At 63.1% G+C, this 22350-nt stretch carries 19 protein-coding genes; 7 read left to right on the top strand and 12 right to left on the bottom strand.

Translation table 11 applies throughout. The features are described 5' to 3' along the window. Window positions 1–91 precede the first annotated feature (91 nt). The gene (locus tag MSIL_RS08040) at window positions 92–496 is read left to right on the top strand and encodes a winged helix-turn-helix domain-containing protein (RefSeq protein ID WP_012590597.1); all 405 of its coding nucleotides are present in this window, start codon (window positions 92–94) and stop codon (window positions 494–496) included. On the opposite strand, the gene MSIL_RS08035 is transcribed toward MSIL_RS08040, so the two are convergent. Next, window positions 426–929: a TOBE domain-containing protein gene (locus MSIL_RS08035; RefSeq protein ID WP_041367772.1), complete on the bottom strand. Its 504-nt coding sequence runs from the start codon at window positions 927–929 to the stop codon at window positions 426–428. The genes MSIL_RS08040 and MSIL_RS08035 overlap by 71 nt on opposite strands. Window positions 930–1042: 113 nt before the next feature. Between MSIL_RS08035 and MSIL_RS08030 the strand changes: the two genes are divergently transcribed. Continuing rightward, window positions 1043–1252, top strand: a complete 210-nt coding sequence (locus MSIL_RS08030) for a TOBE domain-containing protein (protein ID WP_012590596.1) — start codon at window positions 1043–1045, stop codon at window positions 1250–1252. Window positions 1253–1535: 283 nt separating this feature from the next. Here the strand turns inward: MSIL_RS08030 and MSIL_RS08025 are convergent, their stop codons facing one another. The 3 genes from MSIL_RS08025 to MSIL_RS08015 form a co-directional block, all read right to left on the bottom strand. Then, entirely contained in the window at window positions 1536–2369 is an 834-nt protein-coding gene (locus MSIL_RS08025; protein WP_012590595.1) for an amino acid kinase family protein, read from the bottom strand. Between the two features lie 11 nt (window positions 2370–2380). Beyond that, window positions 2381–3193, bottom strand: a complete 813-nt coding sequence (locus MSIL_RS08020) for an amino acid kinase family protein (RefSeq protein WP_012590594.1) — start codon at window positions 3191–3193, stop codon at window positions 2381–2383. A gap of 422 nt (window positions 3194–3615) precedes the next feature. Continuing rightward, window positions 3616–3948 carry a polyhydroxyalkanoic acid system family protein gene (locus tag MSIL_RS08015; protein WP_012590593.1) on the bottom strand — a complete coding sequence of 111 codons (333 nt, stop codon included), beginning with the start codon at window positions 3946–3948 and terminating at the stop codon, window positions 3616–3618. Window positions 3949–4230: 282 nt separating this feature from the next. Here MSIL_RS08015 and MSIL_RS08010 point away from each other — a divergent pair, with 282 nt between their 5' ends. The 3 genes from MSIL_RS08010 (at window position 4231) to MSIL_RS08000 (ending at window position 9098) form a co-directional block, all read left to right on the top strand. Continuing rightward, window positions 4231–6801: a heavy metal translocating P-type ATPase gene (locus MSIL_RS08010; protein ID WP_012590592.1), complete on the top strand. Its 2571-nt coding sequence runs from the start codon at window positions 4231–4233 to the stop codon at window positions 6799–6801. A 178-nt stretch (window positions 6802–6979) separates the two neighbouring features. After that, the gene (gene purH, locus MSIL_RS08005) at window positions 6980–8572 is read left to right on the top strand and encodes a bifunctional phosphoribosylaminoimidazolecarboxamide formyltransferase/IMP cyclohydrolase (RefSeq protein ID WP_012590591.1); all 1593 of its coding nucleotides are present in this window, start codon (window positions 6980–6982) and stop codon (window positions 8570–8572) included. 238 nt (window positions 8573–8810) lie between these two features. Further along, a complete protein-coding gene (locus MSIL_RS08000) occupies window positions 8811–9098 on the top strand; it encodes a heavy metal-binding domain-containing protein (protein WP_012590590.1) in 288 nt (95 codons plus the stop codon). Between the two features lie 196 nt (window positions 9099–9294). On the opposite strand, the gene MSIL_RS07995 is transcribed toward MSIL_RS08000, so the two are convergent. The 3 genes from MSIL_RS07995 to MSIL_RS07985 all read right to left on the bottom strand — a co-directional run bounded on the left by MSIL_RS07995 (window position 9295) and on the right by MSIL_RS07985 (window position 12347). Then, window positions 9295–10602: an alpha/beta hydrolase gene (locus tag MSIL_RS07995; protein WP_012590589.1), complete on the bottom strand. Its 1308-nt coding sequence runs from the start codon at window positions 10600–10602 to the stop codon at window positions 9295–9297. Window positions 10603–10792: 190 nt separating this feature from the next. Then, window positions 10793–11635: a transglutaminase-like domain-containing protein gene (locus MSIL_RS07990; protein ID WP_012590588.1), complete on the bottom strand. Its 843-nt coding sequence runs from the start codon at window positions 11633–11635 to the stop codon at window positions 10793–10795. A gap of 124 nt (window positions 11636–11759) precedes the next feature. Continuing rightward, window positions 11760–12347, bottom strand: coding sequence for a YbhB/YbcL family Raf kinase inhibitor-like protein (locus MSIL_RS07985; protein WP_012590587.1), 588 nt, complete (start codon window positions 12345–12347; stop codon window positions 11760–11762). A gap of 249 nt (window positions 12348–12596) precedes the next feature. Here MSIL_RS07985 and MSIL_RS07980 point away from each other — a divergent pair, with 249 nt between their 5' ends. Further along, window positions 12597–12914, top strand: a complete 318-nt coding sequence (locus tag MSIL_RS07980) for a hypothetical protein (protein ID WP_012590586.1) — start codon at window positions 12597–12599, stop codon at window positions 12912–12914. 7 nt (window positions 12915–12921) lie between these two features. Here MSIL_RS07980 and MSIL_RS07975 read toward each other — a convergent pair whose 3' ends face one another. The 4 genes from MSIL_RS07975 to MSIL_RS07960 all read right to left on the bottom strand — a co-directional run bounded on the left by MSIL_RS07975 (window position 12922) and on the right by MSIL_RS07960 (window position 18224). Beyond that, window positions 12922–13362, bottom strand: coding sequence for an EamA family transporter (locus MSIL_RS07975; protein ID WP_012590585.1), 441 nt, complete (start codon window positions 13360–13362; stop codon window positions 12922–12924). Next, window positions 13359–14441, bottom strand: coding sequence for a peptide chain release factor 1 (gene prfA / locus MSIL_RS07970; RefSeq protein WP_012590584.1), 1083 nt, complete (start codon window positions 14439–14441; stop codon window positions 13359–13361). The genes MSIL_RS07975 and prfA overlap by 4 nt, the downstream gene beginning before the upstream one ends. Window positions 14442–14549: 108 nt before the next feature. After that, the gene (gene ptsP / locus MSIL_RS07965; RefSeq protein WP_012590583.1) at window positions 14550–16814 is read right to left on the bottom strand and encodes a phosphoenolpyruvate--protein phosphotransferase; all 2265 of its coding nucleotides are present in this window, start codon (window positions 16812–16814) and stop codon (window positions 14550–14552) included. A gap of 174 nt (window positions 16815–16988) precedes the next feature. Then, window positions 16989–18224, bottom strand: a complete 1236-nt coding sequence (locus tag MSIL_RS07960; RefSeq protein WP_012590582.1) for an aspartate kinase — start codon at window positions 18222–18224, stop codon at window positions 16989–16991. Window positions 18225–18394: 170 nt separating this feature from the next. Between MSIL_RS07960 and ubiG the strand changes: the two genes are divergently transcribed. Further along, a complete protein-coding gene (gene ubiG / locus MSIL_RS07955; RefSeq protein WP_012590581.1) occupies window positions 18395–19165 on the top strand; it encodes a bifunctional 2-polyprenyl-6-hydroxyphenol methylase/3-demethylubiquinol 3-O-methyltransferase UbiG in 771 nt (256 codons plus the stop codon). Between the two features lie 123 nt (window positions 19166–19288). On the opposite strand, the gene MSIL_RS07950 is transcribed toward ubiG, so the two are convergent. After that, window positions 19289–21655: a hypothetical protein gene (locus MSIL_RS07950; protein WP_210160589.1), complete on the bottom strand. Its 2367-nt coding sequence runs from the start codon at window positions 21653–21655 to the stop codon at window positions 19289–19291. Between the last annotated feature and the right edge of the window lie 695 nt (window positions 21656–22350).

Raw genomic sequence — 22350 nt, 5'->3', positions numbered from 1 at the left:
TTTGCGTCGAGGCCGCTCAAGCTGTATAAGGAGCGGCATTAGAGGCCGATTTGAGAGCCTTGGCCGGACAAGGCAGCGCAGGAGCCGCTCTATGTCGAACAGCAAACGGGCGCCCGCGACGCTCGCCATTGAGCTGCGTCTGCCGAACGGAGGCTGGTTCGGGGAAGAGGAGCTCGCCCTCGTCGAAGCGATCGGCAAGGAGCGTTCGATCATCGGAGCAAGCCGGGCGCTCGGCATTTCCTACCGCAAATGCTGGCTTATCGTCGATATGATGAATCGCTGCTTCGAATCCCCTGTCGTCGTCACTTTTCCGGGGCGGCGGTCCGGCGGCTCCGAAATCTCGCAATTCGGCGAGCGGCTTGTCGCGCTTTACCGGTCGATCGGCCGCCATTCCGCCAGCGCCTCGAAGAAATCTCTCGAGGAGCTTACAGCTTCCTTGGATTGGAGCTTTGATCCGAAGGCCAGGGTCGCGGCGTCAGAGAGTAGTCCGGCGTAAGATCCTCACCCGAAATGGCCACCGCCTTGATCATCACCCAGGCGCGCAGCCCGACGACGAGAGCGAGGCGTTCGACCGATTCGCTGGTGACGAGCGTGTGCATGCGCGTGACGCCAAGGCTGAATGTGACGCGCACATAGGGCGCCTGCAAAGCGGCGATTTCGACAATTTCGCCCGGCAGGCGATTGGTAATCGAAACATCCATCGGGCGCGAGAGCGCGATCGAGACGTCGCTGGCGTCGATGTGCACCGCGACGGCGGCGCCGACAGGGTCGTCGATCAGCGGCGCGCGCAATTCTCCGTCCTCGAATTGCAGCGTCGTCATCGCCGCCGGCAGATCATGACGCAGGACCCGCGCCGCCAGGGTCGTCGTCAGGAGGGGGCGCGCTATGCGCGAGGGCGAATTTCCGATCAGCTTATCGCCCGCAGTCATGCTTTGTCGTTGCCTTCGTCGCTCGATAAATCTAGGAATACTGGCCAAAGCCGTGCTGGTAAACAATAACGCTTTTGGCGCGGCGAGCGCCTGCCTTAAATAAAGGAAATTCAATGAAAATTTCAGCTCGCAATTCGCTTGAGGGCGTCGTGAAGACGGTCATCAAGGGCGCGACCACGGCTCATGTCGAAATCGAATTGACGGGCGGCGCTATCGTTACGGCGTCGATCACGAATGAAGCTGTCGACGATCTGAAGCTCGCCGTCGGATCCAAGGCGTTCGCCGTGATCAAATCCTCCGATGTCATGGTCGCCGTCGCCTGAGGCGCCGTTGCGCCAAGAGGCCGCTTTGCTGCGCCGACAAACTGCCAAATGGCGAGGTCTCCCGCGCCCAGGCCGAACCGCAACGCCATCCTCGAACTCCGGCGCCGCTATAATCCGCGTGAGCCGGAAAAATTATCGGCGCTGGAGGCTGTCGCCTGCCAGCGTCCCGCCCGCCCGCTCCGTCGCCTCCGCCCGGGCTACTCCAACGAAGCATCGCTGACTTTGATGCCCGAGCCGCCAGTGTCACCCGACGCCTGATCGCCGCCCGGGAAGGGGCGCGCGCTCAGGCGGCGTGCGCGCCGGTGCGGATGATCGTCCCGACATGCTCGCCACGCAGCGCGGCGGTGAGACGGCCGGGCACGAGCCCGTTCACGATCTGCACGCGCTCGAGATGGCGCGCGGTCGCCATGACCTCGAGCAGCGCAGGGTCGAAGGGCAGCGTCCCTTTGGACTTGGCGAGGTCGGCGGCGTTGGCCTCGCGGATGAATTGCGCCTTTTTCCCGTCGGGGCCATTCGGGTCGGCATCGTATAACCCATCAACGTCCTCCACGATCGTGAGGCCGGCGGCTCCGAGCGCGTCGGCGAGCAGAAACGCGCCGGTGTCGGCCCGGTGAATCGGGATGCGGGAGCCTGGGAACTCGTGGTGGTGATAGGGAGGAAAGGCGCTCCCAACGACCGCTCGGGCCGCCGTGAGGTGGATTGCGAGCTGGCTCGCCAGGGTGGGGTGCTCAACGTAGGAGACGCCTTCCGGGGCAAGCAGCGCCGCGAGGATGTGGCCGTTCTGGCCGGCCTCGCTCGCGGCGAGCGGCGCGAGCGATCCGACTGGCAGGCCGAGGTCGAGACCGACGCCATAGAGGTGGCGGGCGCGGATGCCGGCGCCCGTCAGGATCAGCAGGCGGTGCTCGGGCAGGAGCTTGCGCAGCTCGTCCACGATCGGCAGGATCGCCTCATGGCCGCGATCCATGATGGAGCGGCCGCCGATCTTGACGACCTGAAGCCAGGGGAGAATCCGCACGGGGCGCCCGCCCGCGACGGGGCGGGTGAGCGCGTCGTCGAGGAGGGTCTGGCGCGCGAGCGGCGAGGCGACGTGTTTGATGGTGTCGGCAAGTTCGGACATGGCGTTGGCCTCTAGCGCGCGGTGATGATGGTGCCGACATGCTCGCCAGCGAGCGCGCGGGTCAGGTTGCCGGGAACGAGGCCGTTCACAATCTGCACCTCGTGGACGTGGCGCGCCGACTGGAGCAGGTCGAGCATCGGGAACTCAAGGATCGAATCGTGCAGCCCCCGCGCCTTCATCTCGTCAACCGAGATCTTTGGGATGAAACTTGCGTCCTTTGAGGTTTTCGGGTTGGCGGTGAAGAGTCCGTCTTCGTCCTTCACGAAGATCATCGCCTTGCAGCCGAACTGTTCCGCGAGGAGGAAACATCCGGCGTCGGTGCGGTAGGGCGGGATGACGCCTTCCGCCGCCGGTCGCGTCCACAGGCCGTAGGGCGGCATGCCGCTGAATATGACGGCGTTTACCTCAGCGAGGAAGAGCGGCACCGCCGAGAGTCCAGCGCCGTCGACCGCGCAGATGCCGTGCTTGGCGAAGAGTTGCGCCAGCATCGCGGCGTTCTGGTCGGCGACGGAGGCGCCAAGCTGCGAGAGCAAGCCCGCCGGCAGATTAAGCCCCGCCGCGATCGAATAGAGGTGACGGGCTCTTGTGCCGGCGCCGGTACCGATCAGCAGCTGGTGGGCTTTGCGCGCGGCGACGATCTCGTCCACAAGCGGGTAGACGGCGGCGCGGCCGCGGTCGATGACGCTCTGGCCGCCGATCTTGATCACCGTCGCGTCCGGCAGGATCCGGAAGTCCGACGCCGTCTCCGTCGCCTCTAGAAGCTGCGCGTCGGTCAGCGATCGCTGCATCAGGAGCGCCTCGAGCTCCGCCGTCGTATTGGCCATGGGGGTACCTTTCGTCGCTTATATTGTTCTTTCTTCGAGCGAAGAGATACGTCTTATAGAAATACTCTGCAATATACTAAAAGTATGCATCTTTTACCTGGCAGGGAAAAGATGCACAATTAAGCGCATCTCGTCAGTTGCCGGAATGGAGATCGTCAAAAACCTGCCCATCCACACTAGAATTCAGAAACCACATGGCAACGGTTATTGCGTGTCTTTCAATACTTGATTTGAGGATTGGCCGGCGGCAGCGAATGGCGTTATTGGCGGCGTCGGGGAAAGAAAGAAACAGGACCGCCGCCGCGCAACGGCTTCCTCGATCACAATCCACGCGCGCAAACGCTGGCGGTCTCGCTCGTTATGACAAGCTCGCCGAAGGTTTCATGGGCGTCGCCCGACTCGGCCACGCCCGAATCGGGGCCTCAATTTTTCGGCGGCGGCGTATAACCAATTGTCAAAGAATCCTTGGCGTTGCTGGTCAGGACGCCCTGGATCTTATTCGCGAGCACTCCAAGCAGCCATGGCAGTTGCACTTCGATCCGCAGTTGGTCGGGCATCACGTCGATCTGCGCCGTAACGGACTGCCCCAAGGCGACGACGCGCACATCGGCCTTGTCGCCGGTCCATTTGATCTCCGAATAGGCCAATTTATCGATATAGGCGCCCCGCAACGCCTCGACGCGTTCGCAAATGCGCTTTTTCGCGGCTTCGACGCCAAGATCATGCGGTACGGTAATGACAATCGATTTGGACATGAGGCTTCTCCGTTTCCTGCATGTAGCGATGCGCCGGGTTCAAGTGAAGATGGAGCGGCGTCGAATCCGGTCAGCGCTTGAGATACGATCAGGGCGGCGTGCGCTTAAGCCTTACTTTGGCGCATGATGCGGCTCCGGATCCCGCGCAACCCTTGCGCCGCCTGGCATTAGCCTTGATTTCTGGCCAAGTCGGATGATCTACATACCAGGCGTCAGGCGTTTTCAACTCGGAGAAAAAGCTCCGGGGCGAGAAAGCGCCGGCGCCCTGATAAGGATCGACCGATGTCCGCTCATCCCGACGAAATCTCTTCGCCCCCCGTCAGCGTTCCCATCAAGGGCATGCATTGCGCCTCCTGCGTCGGGCGCGTCGAAAAGGCGATTGCGACGGTGCCCGGCGTCGCCGACGTCTCGGTCAATCTGGCGACGGAAAAGGCGAGCGTCAGCTTCCTCGGGCCGGTCGATCTCGACGCGGTGATCGCGGCGATCAATAAGGCGGGCTATTCCGCCGTGCTTGCCTCAGCCGAATTTTCGATCGCGCAAATGACCTGCGATCATTGCGTGAAAACCGTCGAGGAGGCGTTTCGCGGCGTCACCGGCGTCGTCGATGCGACGGTTAACCTGGCGACTGGCGCCGGAGTTGTCCGCTATGTGAGCTCGATCACCGATCCCCACTCCATCGCCAAGGCCGCGACCGAGGCGGGCTACCCGACGCGCGAAATTAAGACAGGAGCGGCCCCGCCGCCGTCGCATGCGGCGCATCACCATGGCGACGCCGAGACGCTTGCCCGCGATGCGCGGCTGGCTCTCATCCTTACGCTGCCCGTGTTCCTGCTCGAGATGGGGGCGCACTTCATTCCCGGCCTGCACGGCTTTCTCATGGACACGATCGGCATGCAGCCGATCCGCATCGCCGAATTCGTGCTGACGGCGATCGTGCTGTTCGGTCCCGGCCGGCAATTTTTCACCACCGGCGTTCCCGCGCTGCTGCGCGGCGCGCCCGAAATGAATTCGCTCGTCGCTCTCGGCGCCGGGGCGGCCTTTCTCTATTCGACGCTCGCGACTTTCGCGCCGCAGCTTTTCCCGGAAGGCACGGCGCAGGTCTATTTTGAGTCGGCGGGCGTGATCGTGACCCTGATCCTGTTTGGCCGCATGCTCGAGGCGCGCGCCAAGGGCAGGGCGGGCGCGGCGATCGAGCGGCTGGTCGGGCTGCAGCCGCAATCGGCCGCCGTGCTGAAGGGCGGCGAGGCAGTGGATACGCCGCTCGACCAGATCGTGGTCGGCGACGTCGTGCTGGTGCGGCCCGGAGAGAAGATCGCCGTCGATGGCGTCGTCGTCGAGGGCTCCTCCTTCGTCGATGAATCGATGCTGACCGGCGAGGCGCGACCGGTCCAGAAAGCTGCCGGCTCCGACGTCGTCGGCGCGACGATCAATACGACCGGCAGCTTTTCCTTCAAGGTGACGAAGATCGGCGCCGACACGGCGCTGTCCCATATCATCCGGCTTGTCGAGCAGGCCCAGGGCGCGAAGCTGCCCATCCAGGCGCTGGCCGACAAGATCACGGCGCGGTTCGTGCCGGTTGTGATGGGTATCGCCGCCGCGACCTTCCTGCTCTGGCTGCTGCTCGGCCCGGCGCCGTCGCTAAGCCATGCGCTCGTCGCCATGGTGTCCGTGCTGATTATCGCCTGCCCCTGCGCCATGGGCCTCGCCACGCCAATGTCGGTGATGGTCGGCGCAGGGCGCGGCGCCGAGCTTGGCGTTCTGTTCCGCAAGGGCGACGCGCTGCAGCGGCTGTCCGAGCCGAGGACGGCGGCGCTGGACAAGACCGGCACCATCACCAAGGGGGCGCCCGAACTGACCGACCTTGCGCCTGCGCCTGGCTTTGCCAGTGACGAGCTTCTGGCGGCGGTGGCAGCGGTCGAGGCGCGCTCCGAGCATCCCGTCGCCGCCGCAATCGTCGCCGCGGCGCGGGCGAAGGGGCTCGCGATCAAGCCGGCCGAGCAATTTCTCGCCAAGACTGGCTATGGGGTCGAGGCGATCGTCGAGGGCCGCAAAATATCGATCGGCGCCGAGCGTTTCATGACGGAGCTCGGCGTCGACGTCAGCGTCTTCGCGCAAGAGGCCGCGCGTTTCGCCGCTGAGGCGAAATCGCCGCTCTATGCCGCAATCGACGGCAGGCTCGCCGGACTCATCTGCGTCGCCGATCCCCTCGCGGAGGGCGCGGCGAGCGCCGTCGCCGCATTGCGGGGCCTCGGCTTCCGGCTCGTCATGGTGACCGGCGACAATCGCAAGACGGCGGCGGCGATCGCCAACGCCGTCGGCATCGACCGCGTCATCGCCGAGGTTCTGCCCGAGGGCAAGGTCGCGGAGGTGCGCCGGCTTCAGACCGAAAACGGCCGCGTCATCTTTGTCGGCGACGGCGTCAATGACGCGCCCGCGCTCGCCGCCGCCGATATCGGCCTCGCCATCGGCAAGGGGACGGATGTCGCGATCGAGGCCGCCGACGCGGTGCTGATTGGCGGCGATCTGCGCGCCGTCGCGGCGGCCGTCGCGCTGAGCCGGGCGACGATGCGCAACATCAAGGAGAATCTGTTCTGGGCGTTCGCCTATAACGTCGTGCTTATTCCGGTCGCGGCCGGCGCATTATATCCCTTCTTCGGGATCATGCTGTCGCCGATGCTCGCCGCCGGGGCGATGGCCTTCTCCTCCATCTTCGTGGTTTTGAACGCGCTGCGGCTGCGCGGCTTCATGCCGCCGGCCGGCTATGGGGCTGAGGCGGTCGGCGCACCGAGGAGCATCGCGCCAGCGGCCGCGCCCGCGGCGGAGGCCGACCTTGCGGGCGCGCGTCTGCGCTGATTTTGGGCTGATCCCCGGGATAGGATCGCGGCGCGCTTCATGCTAACAGCCAGTCGTCCGGCGGGGCGGCGCGCGCCGTTTCCGCGGGCCGATCTGGGTTACGGATCGTCGTTGTAGCGCATTTTCGGGACCCGATTCGCTTCGCCTGAAAATGCTTTGGGCTGTTGGATTCCCTCAAATGTCGCAAGAATTCCGCCGCGCCGCCCGGGCGCTGATCTCCGTTTCCGACAAGACCGGCCTCATCGACTTCGCGCGCGGCCTCACCACGCTCGGGATCGAACTCATCTCGACCGGGGGCACCCATGCCGCTCTGGTCGAGGCGGGGCTGAAGGTCGTCGACGTCGCCGACGTCACCGGATTTCCCGAATTGATGGACGGAAGGGTCAAAACGCTGCACCCCAAGGTGCATGGCGGTCTTCTCGCCATTCGCGAAAATCCGGAACACGAGGCGGCAATGCTCGCCCATGGCATCGAGCCGATCGACCTGCTCGTCGTCAATCTCTATCCGTTTCAGGCGACGATCGACGCGGGCGCCGACTTCGACCAGTGCATCGAGAACATCGACATCGGCGGCCCGGCCATGATCCGCGCCGCCTCCAAGAATTTCAACGACGTCGCGGTCGTCGTCGCAATCGAGGATTACGCGCCTCTGCTTGCCGAACTCGAGGCCAATGGCGGCGCGACGACCCTGGCGCTTCGGCAAAGGCTGGCGCAGAAGGCGTTCGCGCGCACGGCCGTCTATGACGCCGCGATCTCGAACTGGTTCGCAGAGCAGATCGGCGCGGATGCGCCGGATTTCCGCGCCATCGGCGGCAAGCTCGCGCTGAACTTGCGCTATGGCGAGAATCCACATCAGCAGGCGGCCTTCTACGCCACCGGCGAACGGCGCTATGGCGTTTCGACCGCCCGCCAGCTCCAGGGCAAGCAGCTCTCCTACAATAATATCGGCGATACGGACGCGGCCTACGAACTCGTCGCCGAATTCGATCCGGAGCGGACCGCCGCCGTCGCGATCATCAAGCATTCAAATCCCTGCGGCGTCGCCGAGGCCGCGACCCTGGAAGAAGCCTATCGGCTGGCGCTGCGCTGCGATCCGGTCTCCGCCTTCGGCGGCGTTGTGGCGGTGAACCGCAAGCTCGACGCCAAAGCGGCGGCCGAAATCGTGCAAATTTTCACCGAAGTCATCATCGCGCCGGACGCCGATGAAGCGGCGATCGAGATCGTCGCCGCCAAGAAGAATTTGCGGCTGCTGATCGCAGGGGGACTGCCGGATCCCCGCGCGACAGGCCTCTTTGTTCGCCCCGTCGCCGGCGGCTTCCTGGCGCAGGGGCGCGACAATGCCGTCGTCGACGATATGGATCTGCGCGTCGTCACCAAGCGCGAGCCGACCGAGGCGGAATGGAGCGATCTCACTTTCGCGTTTCGCGTCGCGAAACATGTGAAGTCGAATGCGATCGTCTACGCCAGGTCCGGCGCGACGGTTGGCGTGGGGGCAGGTCAGATGAGCCGGGTCGATTCGACGCGCATCGCCGCAATCAAAGCCGCGGAAGCGGCGCGGCAGGCGGGGCTGCCCGAAAGTCTGGCGCTGCGATCGGTCGTCGCCTCGGACGCTTTCTTTCCCTTCGCCGATGGCGTGGAGACGGCGATCGAAGCCGGCGCGACGGCGCTGATCCAGCCGGGCGGCTCCCTGCGCGACGCCGAGGTCATCGCCGCCGCCGACGCGGCAGGGGTGGCGATGGTCTTCACCGGCGTGAGACATTTCCGTCATTGAGCCCGTTTGTGGCGCAAAAGCGGCGGCCGGCGGCGCGGCGCAACAAAGACTAAGCAACTGTTAAAGTTTATGAAATTCAACCCAAACTTTTTTTGAATATTGCGGTGCAGCAAGGTGTGCTAAGTCACCTACGGTTCAGATTGAACCAGCGATAGTCGCTTTACACGAGGGCGAGCCCCCCGGCTTAAGTTTCGGGAAACCCTTGGCTTCTATCGTGGATCGCACCGGAGACAAGTCTATGCATATCAGCTCAACGGACTTCGTGAATGAAGGCCGCATCCTTTACCCGATCGGGAAGATCAGCGCCGCTTCCGCCTGGCATGCCGGGCCGGTCGACGCCTCCCAGGGAGATTGGCGCGCAGTCGCGCTGCAAGAGCTGATCCGCCGGGCCGAAGACGTAGACGCGGACGCGATCATCGACGTGAATTATGTGACCGACGGGATCGCTCCCGCCGATGAGTCCGGCGTCAGCCTGCGTCGCGTTCTGGCGACCGGCACGGCGGTGCGGCTGGCGGATCTGGCTTAAAGCTGGGTTTTCGGGTTCGGATCGCGGCGCAAGAGCAGCCGCGAACCTCCGGCGTTATGTCGATATCTCCCTGAAGTCGTTCGCCCTTCGACGACAATCATCCTTCACGGATCGAGAAGCCTGGCCGCCACCGCGTCATCTGCGCCGCGCGCGGCGGCCTTGCCTCTGCCTCCGACAAGACGCCTTCCACAATATTCTAACGCGTCGGCTCGGACGTCGGCCCGATCTGCTTCACCGACTGGGTGAACTGATCGACCTGCTCGTCGAAATGGTCCCGCGTGTCGGGATCGACGATGGCCACTGGCGCCGAGACGACGAGGCCGGCGGCGTGGCCGACGGAGCTCGCCGCGCTCGCCGTCGTCTGCATGATCTTTTCGCCGAAGCCGACGCGGGAATCGGTCAGCACCTGTCCTGAGGCGAGGCCGCGCCCGATCAACTCGATCACTTTCGGGTCTTCGGCGAATTTGCCGTGGTTGAATTCGTCATGCGAGGGGAACGTGGTCAGATTGATGACCGAAATTTTTTCCTTCGCCAGCATGGTGCGGTAGGGTTCGACGTCGGGATTGATGGCGCCGAGGCGCGGCGCGCCCCACACTTCCTTTGACGCCGCGAGCGCCTTGTCGTCCTCCGAGGTGAAGAGAACCACATGCGGCCGGTCCGGCCCCATCGAGGCGATCTGTTCCTCGGCGACTTCGACGTCGACGTCGGGCGCAGCCAGAAGCACCAGCTGAATTTTCGGCGCAACCCGCCCATCGCGGATCGCCATCTGCCGCAGCGCTTCGAGCGTCACCCAATTGCCCATCGAATGGGCGAGGATCGAGATTTTCTTGACCTTTGGGTCTTTCGCCAGGAAGCGCAGAAGCGATTCAAGCGCGTCGCGCGAATAATTCGTGCTCTCACGGTCGTAGCCATAAGAGAACACGCTGCCCTTCGAGGGCCAGGTGAACAGCACGGGGGCGACCTCGCCCAGCGCGCCGGAATCATGCAGGATTTGCGCGAAACGATAGACGGCGTCGTCGTAGCGCTGGTTGAAGCCATGCACGAAGACCATCGCCTCGCTTTTGTTGGAGTCGCGCAACAGCCGGGCAAAGGTGGCGATCGCCTGATCCCGATTGATGACGTCGGCGCGAAGAGTCACGAAATCCGTCAAGGCGTTGCCGGGAAGCTGCTTTGGCCATTGCACGTCGCCAATTTTACGGTTGGCGGTCGGTGGAATCGACACCAGCATATCGGCAAACTGCGGCTCGGCCGCCCGGCCGCCGCCGAACATGACCGCCCGGGTCGCAGCCGGGGCGCGCGTTGTCGCGACCACCATCTCGACATGCGTCGTGCCCGGCGCATAGAAGGCGTCGGGATTGGGCTCAAGGAAGCCGTTGATATTGGAGCAGCCCGAGAGGCTCAAGGCGCTGACGCAGGCGATCGCGCAAAGCGAGGCGGCAAAGCGGCGCGGAGACGGTGCGCGGTCGCCAACGGGCGACCGCTGATGCCAACTGGATTGACGCATACGCTACGCACCCCGGGGCCGCCGGCCGCTCAGACACGGCGGCGTGGAGAAACACCGTCGCGTTCAGCGCGCAAAGCGGTCAAGAGCAGGGAGCGGTTTCGCAAGCCGAAGAGGCGCTTTGTGGCGCTGTGCTGCGGCGGCGCCACAGTTTTGGCGCCGCCGAGCGGCCAAGAGGGGGGGCGGCCTGAGTTTAAGCGCTGCGTCTTTCCAGGTCGCGCACGACGGATTCGTCGACTTCCTCGGTCCAGACCTTGAAGCGCTTGAGAATATGCGGGCCGAATGACGTCGCGAGCGGGATGTCGGTCGCGTCGCGACCGCGCGCGACCGTGATCCGCCCGATACGCGGCGTGTTATGGCGGGCGTCGAAGGTAATCCATCGTCCATCGAGATAGACTTCGAACCAGGCGTTGTAATCCATCGGCGCGGGATCCGGAGGAACGCCGATGTCGCCCAAAAATCCGTTCGCGTAGCGGGCGGGGATGTTCATGCAGCGGCAGAAGGTCACTGCGAGATGCGCGAAGTCGCGGCAGACGCCAACCCGTTCATTATAGGCCTCGAAGGCCGTCCGGGTGGAGCGGGCGTATTGATAGCCAAAGGTCAGATGGTTCATGACGAAGTCGCAGATCGCCTTGACCCGTGGCCAGCCGCGCGGCGTCGAACCGAACAATTGCCAGGCGATGTCGCCGAGCTTGTCGGTTTCGCAGTAGCGGCTGCCGAGCAGATAGACCAGCGTCTCGCTGGGCAGGAACTCCAGCGGAACTTCCTGCGCGACCTGCTCATAGCCGTCGGCAAGACCGCTGTCCTCGATCACGAAATCGCGCGAGATCGCGAGATCGCCGGCTGGCGCGACGAAGCGCCTGACGCAGTTTCCGAAGGTGTCGTAATAGGTCTGCGTCGCGATCGACGGGGTCGTAAAGAACGGACTCTTGAAGCGGACGCGATAATCATACTCTTGATGCGAGTCGAGCAGACAAACCATCAGCGTTGGCTGAAAGCATTGAAAGACCAGATCGTATCCGTAGCGAATCAACATAGGGATAGTCCCGCATTTTCTCGGGTGGCGTAGAAAAGGGACCGCACTAGCGGTCCCGCGCAATTAAGCTCCTTTCATAAAGCTTGTTTGCCCGGCGGAAGTTCCATGCGTCTTGGCCCATAAGTTAGGCAGAACGCTCGAAGATTCCGGTGAGACGCCCCTTTGCGATGGCTCGGCTCTGCAGGAAGCGGATGATCTCGGCCCGTCCCGGCGGCGCGTCAAAATCGGGGCGCCGGTCGACCGCGTAGATCTGAAAGACATAGCGATGCGGGCTGCGGCCCGGCGGCGGATCGGGCGGCGTCCAGGACGAGGCTCCGCGCGAATTGACGCCGAGCAGAAGCCCTTCCGTGAAGGCGTTCTCGGGGCAGAGCGCGCCGGGAATGAGATCGTCGTCCATGCCTGGCGTTTTCACGGCGATCGCATGAAGAAAGGGTTCCGGCGTCTCGCTGTCGGCGTCCTCGACGACGAGGACGATCGAAGCGGCGCCGTCCGGCACGCCGCGCCAGCGCAGCGGAGGCGATTCGCCCTCGCCGAGCGCGGTAAACAGCGGCGGAATGGCCTCGCCATCTTCAAAGGCGACGCTTTCCACCCGGATCGTCTCAGGGATGTCCGGCCCGGCTTCGGCGTAGATCAAAGCGTCGAGCCAGGGCGCTGACTCCTCGGCTCCATTGGCGCGGAGATGACCGTGGCCCGCGGGCTGTTTCCCGAGCATGCGTCGTTCCTCCAAAAAAGATCATCTTTGGTAAACGCTTAGCCATGGGTTTGGTTCGTTTAATAGTTTGGCGCGCCTTTCGCTAGGCGCTGCGCGACAAAATTGTAACGCACGTTTTGCGCGCCGGGCGTATGTTGTCCTGAACTTCCGATTTTTCGGGCGGCGGCGCGCGTCGAGGGCAGTTCTCGGCGGATAGGGAAGGGGGCGCTTGCAGGCGGCTCCATTCATTGTTTGCGCAAAGGATTGAACATGATCGTAGAAGCGGCGCTCGTGGTCCACATCGCGGAATTTTTGTGCGATTCAAGGCAAACCGCGGTCTTGTTCGAAGACAGGCTGGTCGAGCAGCCGGTCGCGGAGCTCGCGGCGAATGATCTTGCGCGCGAGGCCGGCAAGCAGGTCTGCGGCTTTTATTCCGGAGACGCGGCTGTCGCTTCTGAAACGCGCGTCATTATACATGGCGTTGTTTACCTCATTACCGAATTTGTGTTCGATACCGATCATCGGATGGCGATGAGCGCGCAACGCGTCTTCGACGCGCGAGCGAGATCCGGCGAGCAGGATCTGTAGCTGGCGCCTATTTGCCGAAGGCGATCAAGAGAGCGCCGCAGCCGATGAAGCCGACCCCGAGCCAATTGGCGGGGGAGAGGCGCTCGCCAAGGAACATAACCGCAAAGATTGCGACGAGAACAACGGATAGCTTGTCGATCGGAGCCACCCGCGCGGCGTCGCCGAGCTGAAGCGCGCGGAAATAACAGGCCCAGGATGCGCCGGTCGCGAGCGCCGACAAACTGAGAAACAGCCAGCTCCGCGCGGGAATCGATGAGAGCGCCCGAAGTCCGCCCGTCGCGGCGAGGAAGGCGCCGAGGATCGCCGCGATGATCATGGTGCGGATCAGCGTCGCCAGATTGGAATTGACCTCGGCGACGCCAATCTTGGCGAAGATCGCCGTCAGAGCTGCGAAGGCCGCCGACAGCAGCGCGAAGACCAGCCAGGCGCTCGGCGCGGGCAGGCTCAAAGCCCGCCGCTTTCGCTGTCGGCGAGCAGCGCCGCCTGGTGATGCGTGGTCAGCGCGTCGATGACTTCATCGAGCGCCTCGCCCGTGATGACCTTGTCGAGCTTGTACAGCGTCAGATTGATGCGGTGGTCGGTGACGCGCCCTTGTGGGAAATTATAAGTCCGGATGCGCTCGGAGCGATCGCCCGATCCCACTTGCGAGCGCCGGTCGGCGGCGCGTTCGGCGTCGAGCTTTTGCCTTTGCTCGTCATAGATACGCGAGCGCAGCAGCGCCATCGCCCGGGCGCGGTTCTTGTGTTGCGAGCGCTCGTCCTGCACGAAGACGATCGTGCCGGTCGGGATGTGGGTGATGCGGATCGCCGATTCCGTCTTGTTGACGTGCTGGCCGCCGGCGCCCTGCGCGCGCATGGTGTCGATCTTCAAATCCGCCTCATTGATCTCGACGTCGACCTCCTGCGCCTCCGGCAGAACGGCGACCGTCGCGGCCGAGGTGTGGATGCGCCCCTGCGTTTCGGTGTCCGGCACGCGCTGGACGCGGTGGGCGCCGGATTCGAATTTCAGCTTGGCGAACACGCCGCGGCCGGCAATCTCGGCGATGATTTCCTTGAACCCGCCCGCCGCGCCCTCATTGGCAGAGATGATCTCGACGCTCCATCCCTTTGATTCGGCATAGCGCTGATACATGCGGAACAAATCGCCGGCGAACAGCGCGGCCTCGTCGCCGCCCGTGCCGGCGCGCACTTCGAGGATCGCGCTTCGCTCGTCCGCGGCGTCTTTTGGCAGGAGGGCGATCTTGAGCTGATGCTCCAGCGCTTCGAGCCGCTCCTTCGCGTCGCGCAGCTCCTCCTCTGCGAGCCCGCGCATCTCGGAATCGGTCGTCGGATCGGCCAGCATGGCGGCGAGGCCTTCGACCTCCTGCATCTGCGAGCGATAGTCGCGGATGGCGGCGGCGACCTGCTCGAGGCCGGCGAATTCGCGCGAGAGCTGGACATAGAGCGCCGGCTCCACAGCCTCGTTGAGGCGGGCGGAAACCTCGTCGTAGCGGCGAAGGATGAGATCGAGCTTTTCTTGCGGCAGCATGGCGGTTGGTCGGACCTTTAGCATCGCGCCGAAAAGTTGCAGATTTTTCGGATCGGATTGATGCGTTGAAAGAATTAGCAAGCGCGGCGATCGTTTCGGGGCCGCGGCCTAAATCGGGATCCCATGATCCTCGGCGAATTGGGCCAGCCCTTCGCGCAGACTTGATCCGGTCGATTTTTCGTTCAGCCGGGCCATCACGAGGGCGCGGGCGAGACGCAAATCCGCCGACAGGATCATGGCCTTGACCGGCCCGATCGCGGCGGCCGACATCGACAGGCTGCGATAGCCGATCGCGAGCAAAGCCAGGGCTTCAAGCGGCTTGCCTCCCATTTCGCCGCACAGCGTCAACTGCGTCGAGGCGGCGCGCGCGGCGTCGGCGATCTGCTTCAAGGCGCGCAAAAAAGGCGGCGCGAGCGGATCGAACCGTCTGGAGACGCGCTTATTGTCGCGGTCCGCAGCGAAAAAATACTGCATGAGATCGTTCGAGCCGACGGAGATGAAGTCGACGCTGCGGCAGATGTCGTCGATTTCGAACAGCAGCGACGGCACTTCGACCATGACGCCGACCTTGAGCTCGGAGGGCGGTTCGCGGCGGTGGCGTTTGAGCTGGGCGATTTCGCGGTCGAGGATCGCCCGCGCCGCTTCCAGTTCGGCGAGGCTCGCGATCATCGGAAACATGATGCGCAGGGGGCGCCCCGCTCCCGCGCGTAAGAAGCCGCGCAATTGCGTGCGGAGAAGCCCAGGCCGGTCGAGGCCGATGCGGATGGCGCGCCAGCCAAGCGCCGGGTTTTCCTCCTCGACCTGCGTCATATAGGGCAGCACCTTATCGGAGCCGATATCGAGCGTGCGGAAGGTGATCGATTTGCCCGCGGCGAGGTCAAGCGCCGAGCGATAAAGCCGTTCCTGCTCGCTCATTTTCGGAAAGCGCGAGGCGAGCATGAACTGCAATTCGGTGCGGAACAGGCCGACGGACTGCGCGCCGGTTTCGGCGAGATGCTGCAAATCGACGAGGAGGCCAGCGTTCATATGCAGCTCGATCTCGACGCCGTCCCGAGTGACGGCGGGCAGGTCGCGCAGCTTGTGATATTGCTCCTGCCGCTTGGCGCGGAGCCGCGCCTTCTCGGCATAGGCGTGCTCGACGTCGGGCGCCGGGCGCACATGCACCTCGCCGGAGACGCCGTCGACGATGATGGCGTCGCCAGGTTCGACGAAGTCGAGGATATTGGCGACGTCGCCAGCTGCGGCGATGCCGAGCGCTCTGGCGACGATCGCGACATGGCTGCCGCCGCCGACGTCCTCCAGCACGAGGCCGCGCAATTTCGAACGGTCATATTCGAGCAGGGCGGCGGGCCCCATCGAGCGCGCGACGATGATGGCGTTATGCGGCAATTCGTCATGCGTCGCGACATAGCTCTGCCCGGTCAGCTGATGCAGCAGCCGGTTGGCGAGGTCGTCGAGGTCATGCAGCCGCTCGCGCATCGAGGGCTCGGGATGGCGCTGCAGCTTTGCGCGGGCGTCGTTCTGGACGCGCTCGACGGCCGCTTCGGCGGTGAGGCCGGTGGCGACGGCCTCGCGCAGGCGGCGCAGCCAGCCGCGGTCATGCGCGACCATGCGGAAGGTTTCGAGCACCTCGCGGTGCTCGCCCGGCCCCATATTGCCGGCTTCGATCAGGCTGTCGATCGATTCCCGCATCTCGCCGATGGCCTTGTCGAGCCGCGCCATCTCCTGCTTCATGTCTTCGGCGATGAGCTGCTTGACGATGATGCGCGGCTCATGCAGCACGACATGGCCGAGGCCGACGCCTTCGGCCAAGGCCGATCCCTTGAGCGTACGCGGGCGTCCCAGCGCGATGTCGGCGCCAGGCTCGGCGAGCGACTGCAATTCGCCGGATGCGATCATTTCGGCGAGCAGCATCGCCGTCGTCTGCAGCGCCTCGATTTCCTCGTCGGTATAGACGCGCCGCGCCCTGTTCTGGACGTCGAGCACGCCGAGCGTATTGCCGCCGCGCAGGATCGGCACGCCGAGGAAGGAGGAATAGATCTCCTCGCCTGTCTCCGGACGATAGGAGAAGGAGGGATGATTTTGCGCGTCGGCGAGCGCCAGCGGCTCGGCGGTCTCGGCGATCAGGCCGACGAGACCCTCGCTCGCGCGCATGGTGGTGTTATGAACCGCCTCGCGATTGAGGCCTTCGGTCGCATAGAGCTCGAGCCTTCCGTCGGCGCGCAGGATATAGACCGAACAGACTTCGGCGACCATGTTCGCCGCAATATGCACGACGATCTTGTCGAGCCGAGCCTGCGGGCTGACCGGCTCCGCCATGACTTCGCGAAGCCGGCGCAGCAGCAGACGCGGTCCGCCGAGTGCGCCATACATGGCTGTTTCCTGTTCAGGCCTGTTCCGGCCGCTTTCATTGAACCGGCGCCCAAAAGCGCGCCGCACGAGTCTCGGGCACGCGCTGCGGCCCTGGTCCCGTTTAACCAGCGGGCGCCCCGAACCGCAAGCAATTGTAACGCGGAAGGCCGCTATTCCCGGGCGGCTCTTCCCGTTTCAGCCCTTGTCGAGACCGTAGAGAGAATGCAGCGTACGCACCGCGAGCTCAGTATAGGCCGCTTCGATCAGCACCGAGAATTTAATCTCCGAGGTGGTGATCGCCCGGATATTGATGCCTTTTTCGGCCAGCGCCTTGAACGCTCTCGCGGCGACGCCCGCATGGCTGCGCATGCCGACGCCGATTGCCGAGACTTTCACGACGTCGCTTGCGCCATGAAGACTGGCGAAGCCGATCTGCGGCTGCGCCTTGAGAAGAATCTCCTTGGTCCGCTCGAATTCGGCGCCCGGCACGGTGAAGGTCATGTCGGTCGTCACCGAATCCTCGGAGGCGACCTGGATGATCATGTCGACATTGATATTGGCCTCGGCCAGCGGCATGAATATGGCCGCGGCGACGCCGGGATGGTCGGCGACCTGTTTCAGCGTGATCTGCGCCTCGTCCTTCGAGAAGGCGATGCCGGTGACGACCTGCTGCTCCACGATATCCTCCTCGTCGCACATTAAGGTGCCGGGCTGCGGAAACTCCGGATCGTCGAACGAGGACCGCACGAAGGTCTTGACCTTATGCGTCATGGCGAGCTCGACCGAGCGAACCTGCAGCACCTTGGCGCCGAGCGAAGCCATTTCCAGCATTTCCTCGAAGGCGATGCGGTTTAGCCGCCGCGCCTTCGGCACGATGCGCGGATCCGTCGTATAGACGCCGTCGACGTCCGTATAGATGTCGCAGCGATCGGCCTTGATCGCCGCCGCGATCGCGACCGCGCTGGTGTCGGAGCCGCCGCGTCCGAGCGTGGTGACGCGCCTTGTCGCCGGATCGACGCCCTGAAATCCGGCGATCACCGCGATTTCGCCCTCCGCAAAGCTTTCGAGAAGCGCCGAGCCGTCGATGTCAAGGATGCGCGCCGATCCATGCGCATTCGAGGTTACGATCGGCACCTGCCAGCCTTGCCAGGAACGCGCGGGCAGGCCGTTTCCTTGCAGCACAGCTGCGAGCAGCCCTGCCGTCACCTGCTCGCCCGACGAGACGACCGCGTCATATTCACGCGGGTCGTAGAGCTTGGCGGCGTCCTGGCAAAGGCCGACCAACTCATTGGTCTTGCCGGACATGGCCGAGACGACGACGGCGACGTCGAAGCCGGCCTTGCGCTCGCGCGCGACATGGCGCGCTACATTGCGGATGCGATCCATATTCGCGACCGACGTGCCGCCAAATTTCATAACCAGACGGGGCATCGCGCGAATGGAGCTCCTTGGGCTCGGCCGAAGCGAGACGGGGTGATTTCGGCGGATTTGCCATGACCCGCCGGCGCGGCCTATCAAGGCGCATCGCCGCTTTGGGCGCTTGCGAAAGCGGCAAGCCGGCGCGGCGCGTATATGCAATAAAGCCAGGCGGAATGCAAACCATGGCGCAGCGGGAAGAGGCCGGTCCATCCTCGGTCGATCCGGAGGACGTCGCGCGATTCGACCGGATCGGCGAAGACTGGTGGAGCGCCGACGGGCCGATGGCGGCGCTGCATAAGCTCAATCCTGTTCGCGTCGCCTATCTGCGCGATTTGATGAGCCGCCATTTCCGGGTCGAGGGATTGCCGCGCGACCGTTATGCGCCGCGACCGCTCGAAGGGCTGCGCATCCTTGACGCCGGATGCGGCGCCGGCCTCCTCGCGGAGCCATTGGCGCGCCTTGGGGCGCGCGTCACTGCGATCGATCCCGCGCCGCGCAATATCGAAGTCGCGCGCCGCCACGCCGAAAAATCCGGTCTTTCGATCGATTACCGCATGACGACAATCGAGGCTCTGTCGGGTGAGGCGGCCACGTTCGACGCCGTCCTCGCCATGGAGGTTCTGGAGCATGTGCTCGACGTTGCAGGCTTCGTGCGTTGCTGCGGCGCGCTCGTCCGGCCGGGCGGTCTGATGTTTGCCGCGACGTTGAACCGAACGCTGAAAAGCTTTGCCTTCGCCATTGTCGGCGCCGAATATGTGCTGGGCTGGGCGCCGCGCGGCACGCATGACTGGCGCCGCTTTATTTCGCCGCGAGAACTCGCCAGGGCGATGGCGGCGGCGGACCTCAGCGCTTTTGATGAGACGGGAGTCGTGTTCGATCCGCTCCAAGGCGGGTGGCGGCTCGCCCATGACACGGACATCAATTACATGATGGCGGCGTCGAAACGCCGCTGAGGCTGGGATCTGGACCGGATGTAACGGAAGATGCGGCCCCTTCGGGCCGCATCCTTGTTTTGCAGGGAGCGACAAGCGGCGCGAGGGGGACAATCAATCCGCCGCCGCCTCCTAGGATCGGCCTCAGTCGTTGCCGATGATGGTTCCGGCCGATTTATTGGGCGATGAGGTCACGATTGGGGTGTCATAGACAAAAACGGAGTCGATGCCGACCGGCTTTCCGAACGTATTGTTCCAAAGCACTGTGAAGAGGGCGCCCGTATTCAGGGTGAAAGCTCTGCTGCAGTTAAGGCAGGCGTTCCCTTGCATGACAGTCCCGGTCACTCCGTATATGCCATTCTCTGTGTAGGGCGTTTTGCCCTGAAAGAGTACGATGTTCTGGAAACCGTCGGGGAAGGGGTAGGGAAAGGTTCCCGGCTTGCCAGTAAGCCTGTTGGCGCGCACTTCGACCCCATACAGAGCGGTTCCCCAAGGCGACGCCGGAGAAATCATTGTTTGGCCAATACGAACATAAGCGGGTGTTTTACCATTGGCGTTTGTGATCGTGTTGTTCGTAATTTCTATGTTTTTGGCTGTGTTGAAGGTGAGACTATTTGCAATAAAGGCGTTCGTTGTCGACTTGGGGTCCAGATAGATGCCGCCATTGTTGGTTAGCCGATTGTTGGTGACGGTCGTATTCAGAAACATGCCGGCCCAAAGTCCGATCCCGATCGGGTTGTCGTTCAAGGTGTTGTTGCTGATGATCGCGTTCTCAAAGGACGGGACCGCGATGGCGAAATGATCGCCGGCCGCCGGAACGACGTCCCATGGTTTATTCAGCGTGAAAGTGTTGTTGGTCCGCGCGACAATCTGACGATATTGGCCAGCTCCTTTGCCGCTAACGACAAAGAGGTTCATATTCGGGTAATCGTTCCAGGTGCAAACGCCGGAACATTTGGAGTCCGCGCTGACCGTCGTCGCGCTTGCCGAGGTCACGACGCCGGTATCATCGCGACGAACCGATTCGTTCAGGATCGTCTCGCCATCGTTCTGGTTGACTTGGAGCGTTCCGCCGGACACGTCGAAAGTGTTTCCATAAATAAGGTTATTCCGGCCAAACTGCATCGACAGTTGCCGTCCGAGCCTGCGGCTTATGACTTGGCCGACGACGATCGGCTTGACAATATAGGGCCAGGAGGTCTGCGCGGCCGTCGCAACGATCGTATCGGTCGCGCTGCGCGTGAAGTGATTGCTTTCCACCTTGGCGTTGACTGTGTCGTTGATGCTGATTTGATCGGTCGCCCATTTGATCGTGTTCCAGCCGAGCACGAAGTTTGACACCGGCCCCGCGATCAGCGGACCGTTTCCACCCGTCAGAGCGTCTCCGCCCTGGTGGTTTACGGCTTGAGTGATCGTCGAATTGACGACAGCGATGCGGTCGCCTTTCAAACCGATCGCCGTTCCGGTTCCAAGGTCCCAATTCACCCGCGCGATGAAGAATTTGGAAATGACCCCGCCGCGCACGCCGAAATTGGTGACCTTCTGGCTCAATTTATCGAGATTCTTGAGCGATAGATCGGCGATTCCGGTGAGAACGCCATTGTCGGGAACGCCGGTTGCTCCCATTCCGAATGAGGCGCCCTGATCCGTTGTCGGACCGTAGATAATGTGCGTCGTGGCGTTGCTCTGCCCCTGGAGCACGACGCCAGGGCGGAGGTTGATTCCCGTCGTGCCGAGATTGTAGGTTCCGGCCGGCAGATAGACGATGCCGCCGCCATTTCTCGATGCGCGATCGAGCGCGTCCTGGATCGCCGGGGCGTCATTCGCCACGCCATTACCGACGGCGCGTTTGGTCAGAGCCACATCAGTTCGGACGTTGAAGATATGATGATCGGCCTCCGTCGCAGCGACGCCGGCGCGATAGCCGGGACCGTTCCGTGTGATGTAGTCGAACGCCCACACCTGGCCGACCTTGAAATAGTCATTGCCCGCAGCATGGCCGAGCGTCGTCGCCTCCGAGGTGACCGCGCCAAAACCATTGGACACGATCGCCTTATAAGGGTGTCCGCCAATGATTCCTGCCGGCGGCTTGAAACCAAGCATATAGGACTGGCGGATGGTGACCGTCACGGGCAACTGTGCATTGGTCACTGTGTCGAGGAGAGTGACTTTTGGCGTGGCTCCTCCCACATTGAGATTGCGGCCGTATACCCGGTTCTCCATCCCGGTTGCGAGGTCGGGCGCATCGAAATAATGGATCTGCGGCGCATTGAGCAGCGTGCCATCGCTCCAGGATAATAGATTCTCATAGACCTTGAGCGTGTACAGGCTGAAGGCCATGGTCTTCGGGATGCGCACGATGATCACATTGTCCCGACCTTCCGTGACCGGGATCTCGGTCGGGACGATTGAATTCGCCGGAGTGATGAACACGCGGGGGTTGGCGCCGAAGCCAGAGCCCTGCAACGTGATGAAATCGCCGGGATTTGCCGAGAATGGCGCGGCGGTCACAAATGGCTTTGCGCGAGCCGTTTCCGCCGAGAGCGCCATGAGCAGGGGAAGGACAAGGAGAAGGCCGAGCTTTCTCCAAAGGCGTGGCGGCCGTCGTCCATTTAAATCAGCCGTGCGGAGTGAATAAGGCACCAAACTACCCTCTCTATGGCCGCGTGAGAGGCTTCCAAACAAAGCCTGACCGGAGCTATTAAAAAAATAAGATTTGAATGTGGTTAAATGTTGTAAATGTTATGGCATCATATTCATCAGCGGGCCAGCACGCATGAAGAGCAATCGGATATTTCGTTCATTTTGTTAGAACAAATAGTGAACAATAGGGAACAATATATTCTTTGCGATGTTAGTCTGTCACGGCGATATCTTGCGACTTTGCTGTGTATCTGTTCGCAATCCGTGTAATTGACGGGTCAAGCTCGTAGTCCGCGCAAATAATCAATCTGCTTTCGCGCAACTGCAACTTGCAAGCGGCTAATGTTGTAAAGACCGGTAAATTAGTAAGCTGAGCCGTAGTTTTGGCGCGTCGTCGCGTTTCTGGAGCCTGTCTGCTTAGGCGACCGTCTTCATTGTTCGCGTCGCGCGGACCAAGACGAGGCCCTCCTTTCAAAAAACGTCTCTCGAAAAGAAATGTCGGCGAAATTGTGTCCGCATGGCGCCGCCGCGCGCATTCGCCGAACGTTGCGTCCGGCTGAGGC

It is taken from the genome of Methylocella silvestris BL2, assembly GCF_000021745.1.
GTDB classification, from domain to species: domain Bacteria; phylum Pseudomonadota; class Alphaproteobacteria; order Rhizobiales; family Beijerinckiaceae; genus Methylocapsa; species Methylocapsa silvestris.
Note: the sequence above shows the minus strand (reverse complement) of the source record. Positions and strands in the feature narration are given on the sequence as shown.